We start from the raw sequence: 13,153 nt of genomic DNA, 5'->3' as shown, positions 1-13,153 counted from the left end.
GGCATGACGGTCGCTAGACTTGTTAGTGTGCACATGATCGGGGCGCCCGCATGACCGCCTATCACCGACCCGGGACGCTGGCCGAGGCGCTGGCCCTGCTGGCGGCGGCCGAGACGCCGCCCCTGCTGCTGGCCGGCGGGACGGATGTCTTCCCGGCGCGGGCGGGGGCGGCGGCCTGGGGCCGGGCGCCGGATGGCCGGGCGGTCCTGGACCTCTCGGCCATCGCCGGGCTGGGGGGCATCGAGGATCGCGGCGACCACCACCGGATCGGTGCGGGGGTGACCTGGGCGGGGCTGCGGGATGCGGCGCTGCCGGGCTGGTTCGACGGGCTGCGGGCGGCGGCGGCCAGGGTGGGCGGGGCGCAGGTGCAGAACCGCGGGACCCTGCTCGGCAATCTCTGCAATGCCTCGCCGGCGGCGGATGGGGTGCCGCCGCTGCTGACCCTCGATGCCACGGTGGAGCTGGCGAGCCCGCGCGGGCTGCGGCGGCTGCCGCTGGGCGCCTTCATCCTGGGCAACCGGCGGACGGCGCTGGGACGGGATGAGCTGGCACTCGCGGTGCTGGTGCCGAAGGCGGGCGCCGGGGCGGTCGCCGGCTTCGAGAAGCTCGGCGCGCGGGCCTATCTGGTGATCTCCATCGTGATGGTGGCGGCGGTGATCGAGGCGCCGGGCGGGCGGATCGCCCGGGCGCGGCTGGCCGTCGGCGCCTGCTCCGAGGTGGCGCAGCGGCTGGCCGGGCTGGAGGCGGCACTGGAGGGCGTGGCGCTGGCCGAGGCGGCGCGGGTCGTGCAGCCGGCGCATCTCGCCGGGCTGGCGCCGATCGGCGACATGCGGGCGACGGCGGCGTATCGGCGGGAGGCGGCGGCGGTGCTGCTGCGGCGGCTGCTGGCGCGGCTGGCGGCGCCGCTGCGGGTGGCGGCATGACCCTGCTGGTGAACGGCACGGCGCGGGATGTCGCCGCGGCGCCGGAGACGCGGCTGAGCACGGTGCTGCGCGAGACGCTCGGCCTGACCGGGACCAAGTCCGGCTGCGATGCCGGGGATTGCGGCGCCTGCACGGTGCTGCTGGATGGGAGGCAGGTGTGTGCCTGCCTGGTGCCGCTGGCCCAGGCGGAGGGCAGTGCGGTGCTGACGGTGGAGGGGCTGGCGGCGCTGCCGCTGGGCGCGGCGCTGCAGCGGGCCTTCCTCGCGCATGGCGCGGCGCAATGCGGCTTCTGCACGCCGGGGATGCTGCTGGCCGCGATGGAATTGCTGGGCGTGGAAACGCAGCCGAGCATCGGGCAGGTCGAGGCGGCGCTGGGCGGCGTGCTCTGCCGCTGCACCGGGTATCGCAAGATCATCGATGCGGTCGTCGCGGCGCATTCCTTCCTCGACGCGCCCGCGGTGGTGGCGCCCGCAGCAGGTGCGGCGGTGGGGGCGCGGATGGAACGCGCCGATGGCCAGCCGAAGGTGGATGGCGGCGAGATCTATGGCGCGGATGCGGCGCCGGCCGATGCGCTCTGGCTGCGGCCGGTCCGCAGCCCGCATGCGCATGCGCGCTTCACCCTCGGCGACCTGTCGCCGCTCTACGCGCTGCATCCGGGGCTGGTGCGGGTGCTGACCGCGGCGGACGTGCCCGGGCGGAACGGCTTCGGCATCTATCCCGACATCAAGGACCAGGCGGTATTCGCCGATGGGCTGGTGCGCTATCGCGGCGATACGGTCTGCGCCCTGGTCGGGGACCGCGCGGCGGTCGAGGCCATCGCGGTGGCGGAGCTGCCGATCGCCTGGGAGGTACTGCCGGCCCTCGAGGATCCCGGGGCGGCGCTGGCCGCGGGCGCCCCGGCGCTGCACGACCGCTGGCCGGACAACGTGCTGACGACCGGGCGGCTGGTCTGCGGCGATGCCGGGGCGGCACTGGCGGGCGCGGCGCATGTCGCCGCGGGCGAGTGGCGGACCGGCTTCGTCGAGCATGCCTATATCGAGCCGGAGGCGGGCTGGGCCCGGCGCGTCGGCGACCGGATGGAGGTCTTCGCCTCCACCCAGGCGCCCTACATGGACCTCGAGGAAGTGGCGGGGGTGCTGGGCATCCCGCACGCCGCGGTGCGGATCGTGCCGACCGCCTGCGGCGGCGGCTTCGGCGGCAAGCTCGACGTGGCGGTGCAGCCTATGATCGCGGTCGCCGCCTGGCTGCTGGGGCGGCCGGTGCGGGCGGCCTGGACGCGCGGCGAGAGCATGGCCAGCAGCACCAAGCGGCATCCCGCGCGCATCGCGGCGCGGGCCGGCTGCGATGCCGAGGGGCGGCTGGTCGGCTTCGAATTCGAGGGCGTCTACGACACCGGCGCCTATGCGAGCTGGGGACCGACCGTCGCCGGGCGGGTGCCGGCGCATTCGACCGGGCCCTACCGGATGCCCCATGCGCGCAGCCGGGCGCGGGCGGTGCTGACCAACAACCCGCCCTCCGGCGCCTTCCGCGGCTTCGGGGTGCCGCAGGCGGCGATCGCGCAGGAGGCGCTGTGGGACCGGCTGGCGGATGCGGCCGGCATCGACCGGCTGGAATTCCGCGTCATCAATGCGCTGCGGCGCGGCGATGCGACGGCGACCGGGCAGGTCATCGCCCATTCGGTCGGGCTGGTGGAATGCCTGGAGGCGCTGCGGCCGCGCTGGCAGGCGCTGCGGGCCGAGGCGGCGGCGGCGAATGCGCGGGGCGGGCCGCTGCGGCATGGCGTCGGCGTCGCCTGCATGTGGTACGGCATCGGCAATACCGGCATGTCCAATCCCTCGACCATGCGGGTGACGCTCGGCCCGGATGGGCGGCTGGTGTTCCATAACGGCGCGGTGGATATCGGCCAGGGCAGCACCTCGGCGCTGCTGCAGATCGTGGCGGACGCGGTGGGGTTGCCGGCCGGCGACTTTGTGCTGGTGCTCGGCGATACCGACCTGACGGCGGATGCGGGCAAGACCAGTGCCTCGCGCCAGACCTTCGTCAGTGGCCGGGCGGCGATGGAAGCGGGGCTGGCGCTGCGGGATGCGATCCTGCTGCGGGCCAATGCGGGGCCGGAGGCGCGGCTGGCGCTCAGCGGCGGGCGGTTGCTGGTGGATGGCAGGGCGATCGCGCTGGAGGCGCCGCTGGAGGGGATCGGGCGCTTCGATCCGCCGACCGTGCCGCTGGATGCGGATGGCCAGGGCGCGCCCTATGCGACCTACGGCTTCGCCGCGCAGCTCGCGGCGCTGGCGGTGGATACCGAGTTGGGCACCGTGCGGCTGGACCGCATCGTCGCGGCGCATGACGTGGGGCGGGCGATCAACCCGACCCTGGTCGAGGGGCAGATCGAGGGCGGCATCGCCCAGGGGATCGGGCTGGCGCTGCTGGAGGAATACCTGCCGGGGCGGACCGAGAACCTGCACAACTACCTGATCCCGACCATCGGCGACGTGCCGGTGATCGAGTGCATCCTGATCGAGGATCCGGAGCCGCTCGGCCCCTACGGCGCCAAGGGGATCGGCGAACCGGCGCTGGTGCCGACGGCGCCGGCGATCTTCTCGGCCATCCGCGATGCGACGGGGGCGGAGATCACCCGGGTCCCTGCCCTGCCCCATCGGGTGCTGGAGGCACTAAGGAAATGAGCGACCGGACCGCGATCTTCGGCGCGCGCGAGGGCAACGAAGGCATCGTGCGCTGCGATGCCTGCCCGGTGCTCTGCCGCATCCGCCCGGGCCGCGCCGGCGCGTGCAGCCGCTATGCCAACCGGGACGGGGCGCTGGTGCGGACCGATCCGCTGGTGCTGATGGAACGGACCGTCGATGCGGGCGGGGCGACGGTGCCCTTCCTCGAGGGCTCCGAGGATTGGGCGGGCGGGCTGGCGCCGCCGACCTTCGTCACTGCGATCGGCGCGGGCACGACCTATCCGGACTACAAGCCGGCGCCCTTCATCGTCGGTTCCTCGCACCGCGGCGTCGATACCGTCACCGTGGTGACCGAGGGGATCTTCAGCTACTGCGGGCTGAAGGTGAAGATCGACACCGACCGGCATCTGGGGGCCGAGACCGCCGCGGTGCGGGTCGATGGCGAGCAGATCGGGCACGTCACCACCGCCGAATACGGCAGCCAGATGCTGAGCCTGGGCGGGGTGCGGCACCTGACGGGCGGCTCCAAGCGCGAGGGCAACGTCACCTGCGCGGCGATGCTGGCGCTCTGCAACAAGCAGGCGGTGGAGGTCGCCATCGACGGCGGGCCGAAGCTGGTGCTGCAGGCAGGCGCGGCGCCCATCGTCGACGGCACGCCGGAGCGGCGGATGCGGGTCGGCTGCGGCTCGGCCGCCATCGGCATCTTCGCCCAGCAATGGCATGGGCATGTGGATGAGGTGATCGTGGTCGACGACCACATCACCGGCGTCCTCAGCGAGCATCAGGCGGGCAAGTGCCTCGACGTGCCGCCGAGCGGCATCCGGGTGCGCGGGCGCCGCTCCACGCCGGGGCGGTATTTCCAGGTGGCGCATCCGGGCAACGGCTGGGGCGGCACCGATATCACCGACCCGCTGGCGGTGATCGAGAGCATCGATCCGAAGACCGCCTGGCCGGGGCTGCGGCTGCTGCTGACCAGCACCACCGGCGAGGATTCGCTCTACTGCGTGCTGGACGATTCGTTGCGGCCGGTGCCCGTTCCGGCACCGGAGGCGGTGGCGCGGACGGTCGAGCGGATCGGCGAGAATTGCGAGCCGGCGCTCACCTCCATCCTCTTCATGGCTGGTGCGGGCGGATCGTTGCGGGCCGGTGTGACCGAGAATCCCGTGTTGCTGACCCGCGAGGTGCAATCCTCCCTCGTGCGGGTGACGATCGGCGGGGCACCGTGCATGCTCTGGCCGGGGGGTGGGATCACCATCATGGCGGATGTGCTGCGGATACCGGATAATGCTTTCGGCTACGTGCCGACACCGGCCCTGGTGGCGCCGATCGAATTCACCCTGCGGGCCGATCTCTATGCCCGGCTCGGCGGGCATGTGGACCATGCGGTGCCGCTCGAGACCCTGCTGGCCGAGTATGGCGGCGGCGCCCGGCACCAGGGCTGGATCGCGGGGAACCCATGGCCGCTGCCTTAGCCCTGCTGCCGGACGGCCGGCTGCACCTCCAGGAAGGGCCGATCGACCTGGTGATCGGGCTGGAGGGAACGCGCGCCGCCATCGCCGAGGCGGCGACCAAGGCAACGGCGCGCTTCGAGGGGCTGCTGGCCGGGCTGGTGGCCGAACTGCCGCTGCTGCGCCAGCCCCTGGGGGCGGACCGCCCGGCGCTGCGGGGCGCGGTGGCGCGGCGCATGGCGGATGCGGTCTGGCCCTTCCGCGCCGGCTTCATCACGCCCATGGCGGCCGTCGCCGGGGCGGTGGCGGAGGAGGTCCTGGCGGCGCTGGCCGGCACCCGCGGGCTGACCGCGGCGCATGTGAACAACGGCGGCGACATCGCCGTCTATCTGGCGCCGGGGGCCAGCCTCCGGGTCGGGGTGGTGCAGCGGCTGGCGCTGGCCCTGCCGGAGGCGCTGATCCGGCTGCGGGCCGGTGACGGGGTGCAGGGCATCGCCACCAGCGGCTGGCCGGGGCGGAGCTTCTCGCGGGGGATCGCCGATGCGGTGACGGTGCTGGCCGGCAGCGCCTCCCAGGCGGATGCCGCGGCGACGGTCATCGCCAATGCGGTGGATGCGGCGCATCCGAGCATCCGCCGGGTGCCGGCGCAGCAGCTCGATCCCGACAGCGACCTCGGCGCCTTGCCGGTGACGGTCGCGGTGGGGCCGCTGCCGGAGGATGTGGCGGCGGCGGCGCTCGATGCCGGGGAGGCGCGGGCGGAGACGCTGCTCTCGGCCGGGCTGATCCAGGGTGCGGCGCTGGTGGTCGGCGACAGCGTGCGGGTGGTGGGCGGCAGCCTGGGATATTGGCTCTAGGCCTTCCGGCCGCCGGCCAAGGCTGCGAGACTTGGCGCCACGCCCGAGGGAAGCCCGTTCATGCGCATCACCGCCGTCACCGGCCGGATTCTGAGTACGCCCTTCAGCTATGGCAATCCGTCCGGGCCGGGCGGCAACCTGCATCTGCGGGAGATGGATACGCTGCTGGTCCGGGTCGAGACCGATGCCGGCCTGGTCGGCTGGGGCGAGGGCTTCGGCTTCACCCTGGTCGGCACCACGCTGGAGGCGCTGACCGGGCTGCTGGCGCCGGCCTGCCTCGGCGAGGATACCCGGGACATCGCCGCGCTGATGCGCAAGCTGCACCGGCGCTTCCATAATTTCGGCCGCAACGGGGCGATGAGCTTCGCCCTCGCCGGGCTCGACATCGCGCTCTGGGATATCGCGGCCCAGGCGGCGGGGCTGCCGCTGCATGCGATCCTGGGCCGCGGCAACCGGGACCGGGTGCCGGCCTATGCCAGCCTGCTGCGCTACGGCGACCCGGATCTGGTCGGCAGCGCCGTGGTGACGGCCGTGGCGCGGGGCTACGAGCGGATCAAGCTGCACGAGGTGGACCTCGCCTGCATCCGCGCGGCGCGGGAGGCGGCGCCGGCCGAGATCCCGCTGATGCTCGACATCAATTGCGCCTGGGACACGGTGCCGGAGGCGGTGGCCTTCTGCCGCGCGGTCGCCGGCTGGAACGTCCGCTGGGTGGAGGAGCCGGTCTGGCCGCCGGAGGACTTCCCGGCCATCGCCGCGGTGCGGGCGGCGGGCGGCGTCGGGATCTCGGCCGGGGAATGCCTGGGCGAGCCGGCCAGCCTCGGCGCCATGATGGCGGCTGGGGCCGTCGATGTCGTGCAGCCGAGCGTGACCAAGATCGGCATCAGCGGCGTGCTGGCGGTGCAGGCGCTGGCGGCGCGGCATGGCGTGGCGGTGGTGCCGCATTGCCCCTATTTCGGCCCGGGGCTGCTGGCCAGCCTGCATCTGCTGGCCGCGGCGCCGGTGGAGGAGCCGCTCGAGGTCTATTTCGCCGATCTCGCGGCCCCACCCTACCCCGCCCTGATCCCGCGCCGGGGCTACGTCGCGGTGCCGCAGGGACCGGGGCTCGGGCTGGCGCTGGATGAGGTGGCGCTCGCTTGAGCGAGACGCGGATGGGCCTGTCTTGGCCGGCGCTGGCGGCCGGGCTGCTGGCGGGCTTCGTCGGCTTCGCCTCCTCCTTCGCCGTGGTGCTGCAGGGGCTGCGGGCGATGGGGGCGGATGCGGCGCAGGCGGCCTCCGGGCTCATGGCGCTGTCCATCGCCATGGGGCTCTGCGGGATCGTGCTGAGTGTCTGGCGGCGGATGCCGATCAGCGTCGCCTGGTCGACGCCGGGGGCGGCGCTGCTGGCTTCCTCCGCCATGCCGGAGGGCGGCTTTCCGGTGGCGGTCGGGGCCTTCCTGATCTGCGGCCTGCTGCTGGTTGTGGCGGGGCTGTGGAAGCCGCTGGGCCGGGCCGTCGCGGCGATCCCGGCGCCGCTGGCCAATGCCATGCTGGCGGGGGTGCTGCTCGGGCTGTGCCTGGCGCCGATGCGGGCGGTGGCTGAGGCGCCGGCGATGGGGCTGGCGATCGTCCTCGCCTGGGCGCTGGTCGGGCGGGTGAACCGGCTGCTGGCGGTGCCGGCGGCGGTGCTGGTGGCGGGCGGGCTGATCCTGGCGACGGTCGCCCTGCCGGAGGGCATCCTGGCCGCCGCCGGGCCGGTCCCGGTCTGGGTCACGCCGGTCTTCACCCTGCCGGCGGCGATCGGCATCGCCCTGCCGCTGTTCATCGTGACCATGGCCTCGCAGAACATCCCGGGCATGGCGGTGCTGGGGGCGAATGGCTACCGGCCGGCGCCGGGGCCGCTGTTCACGGTGACCGGGGCCTTCAGCCTGCTGGGGGCGCCGCTCGGCGGCCATGCGGTCAACCTTGCGGCGATCACCGCGGCGCTCTGCGCCAACCCGGATGCGCAGCGGGACCCGGCGCGGCGCTGGTGGGCGGCGGTGGTCGCCGGTCTGGTCTATGTCGGCTTCGGGCTGCTGGCGGGGGCGGCGGTCGCCTTCGTCGGCGCGGCGCCGCCGGTGCTGATCCAGGCGGTGGCGGGGCTGGCGCTGCTCGGCCCCATCGGCAGCGCCATGCTGGCGGCGCTGGCGGCGCCGGAGACGCGGGAGGCGGCGCTGCTGACCTTCCTAGTCACCGCCTCCGGCCTCAGCGGCTTCGGGGTCTCCGGCGCCTTCTGGGGGCTGCTGGCGGGCGGGGCGATGCTGCTGCTGCATCGCCGCCGGGGGTAGCGGGCGGTCAGTCGGTGCGGATATTGGCTGCCTCGGCGATGCGTTTCCAGATGGCGGATTCGCGGGCGATGGTCTCGCCGAAGGCGGCCGGGGTGGTCCAATTGGCGGCGGCCCCCTGGGCGGCGAGGTTGTCGCGCACCTCCGGCGTCTCGCTGGCGGCTTTCAGCACGGCGGAGAGACGGTCGCGGATCGGCGCCGGGAGGTTGGCGGGGCCGAGGATGCTGTACCAGTTGTCGGCCAGCAGCTCGGGGTAGCCGACCTCGGCGGTGATCGGCAGCTCCGGGGTCGCGGGGTGGCGCTGGCGGCTGGCGAGGACCACGGCGGTCAGCGCGCCGCTGCGGATATGCGGCATGATCACCGGCAGGTCGGCAAACAGCAGCTGGATGGAGCCGCCGAGCAGGTCGGTCACCGCCGGCGCCGCGCCGCGATAGGGCACCACCGTCACGTCGAGCCCGGTCTGGCTGCGGAAGAGCTCGGCCGCGAGATGGGAGATGCCGGCCGAGCCGGCGGTGCCGATGTTCAGCTTGCCCGGATTGCGGCGGCCGTATTCGAGCAGCCCGGCCATGTCCTTCACGCCGAGCGAGGGCGTCGCCACCAGCGCCTCCGGCACCAGGGTGAGGATGCTGAGCGGGGTGAAGTCCTGCGGCACCCGGTAGGGCATGCTGGAACTGACATGCGGCAGGATGACCAGCGGGCCGCTGCTGGTGACGACCAGGGTATGGCCATCGGGCGCCGCCTTGGCCGCGGCATCGACGCCGATGGTGCCGCCGGCGCCGCTGCGGTTCTCGATCACCACCGGCTGCTTCAGCATGGCGGACATGGGCTGGGCATAGAGCCGGGCGATGATGTCGTTGGGGCCGCCGGGGGGATAGGGAACCAGCAGGCGGATGGGGCGGTTCGGCCAGTCCCCGGTCTGGGCGCGGGCCAGGCCGGGCAGCGACAGGCCGGCGGCGGCGGCCAGCAGGTGGCGGCGGTGCATCATTGGCGTTTCCCCCAGGTTTTCCCGGGATGATGCGGCGGCGGGCCGCATCCGCCAAGGGTGGCTACCAGCGCGGCTGCGGCTCCGCATAGGGCTTGTCGGGATAGGGTTCGTAGGACTGCGGCTGGTAGTAGGGCTGCTGCTGGGTGTCCGGCTGCTGGTACTGCGGCTGGTACTGGGGTTGCTGGTATTGGGGCTGCTGGTACTGGGGTTGGTATTGCGGCTGCTGGTATTGCGGCTGGGCGTAGTAGCCCTGCGCCGCCTCCGCATTCCGCTGGTCGGCGGAATTGCCGAGCACGCCGCCCACCAGCGCCCCCGCCGCGGCACCGCCGATGACGGCGCCCGGCCCGCGGCCGATGACCGCGCCGAGCAGCCCGCCGGCCGCCGCGCCGCCCACGGCGCCGACCGCGGTATTGGAGGCCGGCGCATAGGCGGTGGGCGCATAGGCGGCGGGCGCGGCGTAATAGGGCACAGGCGCCGCCACCACGCAGCCGCCGAGCGGAAGTGCCGCCACGGCGGCCAGCCAGAACTTCGAGGTCATACCGCACTGTCTCCGATCCGCCGCCGTAACGCGCGGCGGCGGGGAAGGTCGCATCACGCGCCGGCGATGCGGTGGCGGCATGGCGGCGGGATGGCGGAAGCAAGGCCATGGTATCGACAGGCGAAGCCGATTGCCGGAGCATCGCGGGACCGGCAACCCAGGGGATTCGATGCCCGAGCTACCCCCCTCCCCGGGCCCGCCCCCGGCCTCGCTCAGCGAGATCCTGTGGGTCTTCACCAGCCTCGGCATGGCCAGCTTCGGCGGCGGGCTGGCGGGGTGGATGCACCGCGAGGTGGTGGAGAAGCGGCGCTGGCTGAGCGAGGAGGGATTCCTCGCCGGTGTCGCCCTGGGGCAGGTGCTGCCGGGGGCGAATAGCGTGAACCTGGCGCTTTACATCGGGCAGCAGCTGCGGGGCGTGCCGGGGGCGGTCGCCGCCTTCGTCGGCATGCTGGGGCCGCCGTTCCTGTTCATCCTCGGGCTGGCGCTGCTGTACGGCTGGGGGGTGGGCTTCGCCGGCATGGGGGTGGTGCTGGGGGGCGTCGCCGCCGCCGGCTTGGCGAATTCGGCCAATACCGGGTTGCGGACGGCGCGGCACCTGCGGGGCCTGGGCCCCTGGGCGGTGGCGGCGGGGACCTTCGTCGCGGTCGGGCTGCTCCGCCTGCCGATGATCCCGGTGGTGCTGGTGGTGGCGCCGCTCAGCATCGGTCTCGCCTGGTGGGGGCAGCGGCCCCGTGTTTGACCGCATCCTGGCGCTGCTGATGGTGTTTGCGCCCTTGTCGCTGGTCTCGCTCGGCGGCGGGCCCTCGGTCTTCGCCGAGATGCAGCGGCAGGGCGTCGAGGTGCATGGCTGGCTGACCAGCGCGCAGTTCGTCGACCTGTTCGCCATCTCCCGCGCGGCGCCGGGGCCGGGCTCGCTGATCGCGGCGCTGATCGGCTGGGAGGCGGCGGGGTTCTGGGGGGCGCTGGCGGCGGCGCTGGGGCTTTATGTCCCCTCCTCCTGCGTGCTGCTGGTGGTCGGGCATTGGTGGCGGCGGCGGGGGGATAGCCCGGCGCGGCGGGTGATCGAGCGGGGGCTGGCGCCGATCGCGGTCGGTCTCATATTCGCCGGAGTCTATACGCTGATCCGCGCGGATGGGGCCGGCTGGCTGGAGGTGGCGACCCTGCTGGTCTCCACCCTGGCGCTCTGGCGGGGGGCCAGTCCCTACCTGGTGATGGGGGTGGTCGCCGTGTTGTACGCGGGATTGTTGCAGGCCGGGGCGATCGGCTGATAGCAAGCTATCTAGTCGTGTTGACAGCGGTTGGGGCCGGCAACAGGATGCGCCGCCCTTCACACCACGAACCAAAAGAGGACCGTCCATGGCCGAAGCGCCCCAATTCGTCGAACAGGCCCGGGACGGGGATGTCTTCGTGCTGCGCATCGCCAATGCGCCGGTCAATACGCTGCGGACCGAGGTGCGGGCCGGGCTGCTGGCCGGGCTCAAGGCCGCCGCCGGCGCCAAGGCCGTGGTCATCATCGGCAACGGACGCAATTTCAGCGCCGGCGCCGAGATGACCGAATTCGGCAAGCCGCGGGTCGCGCCGTCGCTGACCGATGTCTTCGATGCGATCGAGGCCTCCCCGGTGCCGGTCGTGGCCGCCATCCATGGCAATGCGCTCGGCGGCGGGCTGGAGCTGGCGCTCGCCTGCCATGCCCGCGTCGCGGCCTCCGGCGCCCAGGTCGGCCTGCCCGAGGTGAAGCGCGGCTTCGTCCCCGGCGCCGGCGGCACCCAGCGGCTGCCGCGGATGATCGGGCTCGAGGCGCTGAAGATCATCGTCGGCGGCGAGCCGGTGACCGCCGAGCAGGCGGTGAAGCTCGGCTTCGTCGATGCCGTGGTGACCGGCGACCTGGAGAAGGCCGCGGTGGACTGGGCGCGGGCCAATGCCGGCAAGTCCTTCACCCTGGCGCGCAACCGCCAGGACAAGATCGCCGGCTATGACGCGGCCGCCTTCGATGCCGCGGTGAAGCCGCTGCTGGCGCGCTCCCGCGGGCAGGAAAGCCCGAAGGGCTGCGTCGAGGCGGTGCGGGCCGCCTTCACCATGCCCTTCGAGCAGGGCATGCAGGTCGAGCGCGAGCAATTCCAGCGGCTGGTGGCCGGGGAGCAGAGCCAGGCGCTGCGGCACATCTTCTTCGGCGAGCGCGAGGCGCAGCGCGTCACCGACCTGCCGGCCGAGACCAAGCCGCTGACGGTGAACAAGCTGGTGGTCATCGGCGGCGGCACCATGGGCGGCGGCATCGCCATGTCGGCAGCGAATTTCGGCCTGCCGGTGACCATCGTCGAGACCACGGAGGAGGCGCTGCAGAAGGGCCTCGAGCGTTGCGCACAGAACTGGCAGCGCAGCGTGACCTCCGGCCGCATGTCCCAGGCGGAGGTGGACAAGCGGAAGGCCCTGCTGACCGGCAGCACCGATTTCGAGGGCACCGTCGGCCAGGCCGACCTCGTCATCGAGGCAGTCTTCGAGAACATGCAGGTGAAGAAGGAAGTCTTCGCCCGGCTCGACAAGGCGGCCCGGCCCGGCGTGGTGCTCGCCTCCAATACCTCGACGCTCGACATCGACGAGATCGCCTCGGCGACCTCGCGGCCCGAGCTGGTGATCGGCATGCATTTCTTCAGCCCGGCCAATGTCATGCGGCTGCTGGAGAATGTGCGGGGGACCAAGACCGGCTATCCCGCCATCGCCACCGCGACCGAGATCGGCAAGCGGATCGGCAAGCTGCCGGTGCTGGTCGGCAATTGCGACGGCTTCGTCGGCAACCGGATGACCGGCAAGCGCGGCCCGCAGGTGGAGAAGCTGCTGCTGGAGGGCTGCCTGCCGGCCGACATCGACCGGGTGATGGAAGGCTACGGCATGGCCATGGGGCCGCTGGCGACGGGCGACCTCGCCGGGCTCGACATCGGCATGGCGGTGCGCAAGGCGCGCGGCACGGTGGCGCCGATCGCCGATGCGGTCTGCGCCCAGGGCCGCTTCGGGCAGAAGACCGGCAAGGGCTGGTACAACTACGACGAGAACCGCAAGCGGATCCCGGCGCCCGAGGTCGAGGCCATCATCCTCGACGTCGCCGAGAAGATGCAGGTGCGGCGGCGGACGATCGACGACCAGGAGATCCTCGAGCGGCTGCTGCTGCCGATGGTGAACGAGGGGGCGCGCATCCTCGAGGAAGGCGTGGCGGCCCGGGCCATCGATATCGACGTGATCTTCTGCAACGGCTTCGGCTGGCCGGCCTTCCGCGGCGGCCCGATGTTCTGGGCGGACCGGATGGGGCTGAAGGCGGTGCGCGACAAGCTGGCGCATTACGCCGAGGCGACGGGCGACCGGAACATGGAGCCTTGTGCGTTGATCGAGAAGCTGGCTGCCGAAGGCGGGAGCTTCGCAAAAAGCAAGTAAG

At 73.1% G+C, this 13,153-nt stretch carries 11 protein-coding genes; 9 read left to right on the top strand and 2 right to left on the bottom strand.

Annotated elements, in window-relative coordinates:
- Nucleotides 1-50 precede the first annotated feature (50 nt).
- The 6 genes from AC0IW9_RS11795 to AC0IW9_RS11770 are packed head-to-tail and all read left to right on the top strand — an operon-like array spanning nt 51 to nt 8,209.
- Nucleotides 51-923, top strand: coding sequence for an FAD binding domain-containing protein (locus tag AC0IW9_RS11795; protein WP_471648441.1), 873 nt, complete (start codon nt 51-53; stop codon nt 921-923).
- Nucleotides 920-3,604 (top strand): molybdopterin-dependent oxidoreductase, encoded by a 2,685-nt coding sequence (locus tag AC0IW9_RS11790; protein WP_471648440.1) that lies wholly within the window; start codon nt 920-922, stop codon nt 3,602-3,604. Before AC0IW9_RS11795 ends, AC0IW9_RS11790 begins: the two co-directional genes overlap by 4 nt.
- The gene (locus AC0IW9_RS11785; RefSeq protein WP_471648439.1) at nt 3,601-5,076 is read left to right on the top strand and encodes a 6-hydroxynicotinate reductase; all 1,476 of its coding nucleotides are present in this window, start codon (nt 3,601-3,603) and stop codon (nt 5,074-5,076) included. The genes AC0IW9_RS11790 and AC0IW9_RS11785 overlap by 4 nt, the downstream gene beginning before the upstream one ends.
- Entirely contained in the window at nt 5,061-5,906 is an 846-nt protein-coding gene (locus AC0IW9_RS11780) for a UPF0280 family protein (RefSeq protein WP_471648438.1), read from the top strand. Before AC0IW9_RS11785 ends, AC0IW9_RS11780 begins: the two co-directional genes overlap by 16 nt.
- Nucleotides 5,907-5,966: 60 nt before the next feature.
- Entirely contained in the window at nt 5,967-7,043 is a 1,077-nt protein-coding gene (locus tag AC0IW9_RS11775; RefSeq protein WP_471648437.1) for a mandelate racemase/muconate lactonizing enzyme family protein, read from the top strand.
- Complete coding sequence (locus AC0IW9_RS11770; RefSeq protein ID WP_471648436.1) at nt 7,040-8,209, top strand: benzoate/H(+) symporter BenE family transporter; 1,170 nt, start codon at nt 7,040-7,042, stop codon at nt 8,207-8,209. The genes AC0IW9_RS11775 and AC0IW9_RS11770 overlap by 4 nt, the downstream gene beginning before the upstream one ends.
- A gap of 7 nt (nt 8,210-8,216) precedes the next feature.
- Here AC0IW9_RS11770 and AC0IW9_RS11765 read toward each other — a convergent pair whose 3' ends face one another.
- On the bottom strand, nt 8,217-9,191 hold the full coding sequence (locus AC0IW9_RS11765) for a Bug family tripartite tricarboxylate transporter substrate binding protein (protein ID WP_471648435.1): 975 nt from the start codon (nt 9,189-9,191) through the stop codon (nt 8,217-8,219).
- Between the two features lie 61 nt (nt 9,192-9,252).
- Nucleotides 9,253-9,729, bottom strand: coding sequence for a glycine zipper domain-containing protein (locus AC0IW9_RS11760; RefSeq protein ID WP_471648434.1), 477 nt, complete (start codon nt 9,727-9,729; stop codon nt 9,253-9,255).
- Between the two features lie 169 nt (nt 9,730-9,898).
- Between AC0IW9_RS11760 and AC0IW9_RS11755 the strand changes: the two genes are divergently transcribed.
- The 3 genes from AC0IW9_RS11755 (at nt 9,899) to AC0IW9_RS11745 (ending at nt 13,152) form a co-directional block, all read left to right on the top strand.
- Nucleotides 9,899-10,468 (top strand): chromate transporter, encoded by a 570-nt coding sequence (locus AC0IW9_RS11755; protein ID WP_471648433.1) that lies wholly within the window; start codon nt 9,899-9,901, stop codon nt 10,466-10,468.
- A complete protein-coding gene (locus AC0IW9_RS11750; protein ID WP_471648432.1) occupies nt 10,461-10,997 on the top strand; it encodes a chromate transporter in 537 nt (178 codons plus the stop codon). Before AC0IW9_RS11755 ends, AC0IW9_RS11750 begins: the two co-directional genes overlap by 8 nt.
- Nucleotides 10,998-11,085: 88 nt before the next feature.
- The gene (locus AC0IW9_RS11745; RefSeq protein ID WP_471648431.1) at nt 11,086-13,152 is read left to right on the top strand and encodes a 3-hydroxyacyl-CoA dehydrogenase NAD-binding domain-containing protein; all 2,067 of its coding nucleotides are present in this window, start codon (nt 11,086-11,088) and stop codon (nt 13,150-13,152) included.
- The last annotated feature ends 1 nt before the right edge of the window (nt 13,153 follow it).

The sequence above is a fragment of the Belnapia sp. AC561 genome (assembly GCF_979252845.1).
The sequence above is the reverse complement of the archived record's forward strand: the minus strand, read 5'-3'. Positions and strand labels throughout refer to the sequence as shown.

Excerpts from the sequence above, each read along its gene's own strand:
- AC0IW9_RS11795 (WP_471648441.1), top strand. The coding sequence starts at position 51 with ATGACCGCCTATCACCGACCCGGGACGCTGGCCGAGGCGCTGGCCCTG.
- AC0IW9_RS11790 (WP_471648440.1), top strand. The coding sequence starts at position 920 with ATGACCCTGCTGGTGAACGGCACGGCGCGGGATGTCGCCGCGGCGCCG.
- AC0IW9_RS11785 (WP_471648439.1), top strand. The coding sequence starts at position 3,601 with ATGAGCGACCGGACCGCGATCTTCGGCGCGCGCGAGGGCAACGAAGGC.
- AC0IW9_RS11780 (WP_471648438.1), top strand. The coding sequence starts at position 5,061 with ATGGCCGCTGCCTTAGCCCTGCTGCCGGACGGCCGGCTGCACCTCCAG.
- AC0IW9_RS11775 (WP_471648437.1), top strand. The coding sequence starts at position 5,967 with ATGCGCATCACCGCCGTCACCGGCCGGATTCTGAGTACGCCCTTCAGC.
- AC0IW9_RS11765 (WP_471648435.1), bottom strand. The coding sequence starts at position 9,191 with ATGATGCACCGCCGCCACCTGCTGGCCGCCGCCGCCGGCCTGTCGCTG.
- AC0IW9_RS11760 (WP_471648434.1), bottom strand. The coding sequence starts at position 9,729 with ATGACCTCGAAGTTCTGGCTGGCCGCCGTGGCGGCACTTCCGCTCGGC.
- AC0IW9_RS11755 (WP_471648433.1), top strand. The coding sequence starts at position 9,899 with ATGCCCGAGCTACCCCCCTCCCCGGGCCCGCCCCCGGCCTCGCTCAGC.
- AC0IW9_RS11745 (WP_471648431.1), top strand. The coding sequence starts at position 11,086 with ATGGCCGAAGCGCCCCAATTCGTCGAACAGGCCCGGGACGGGGATGTC.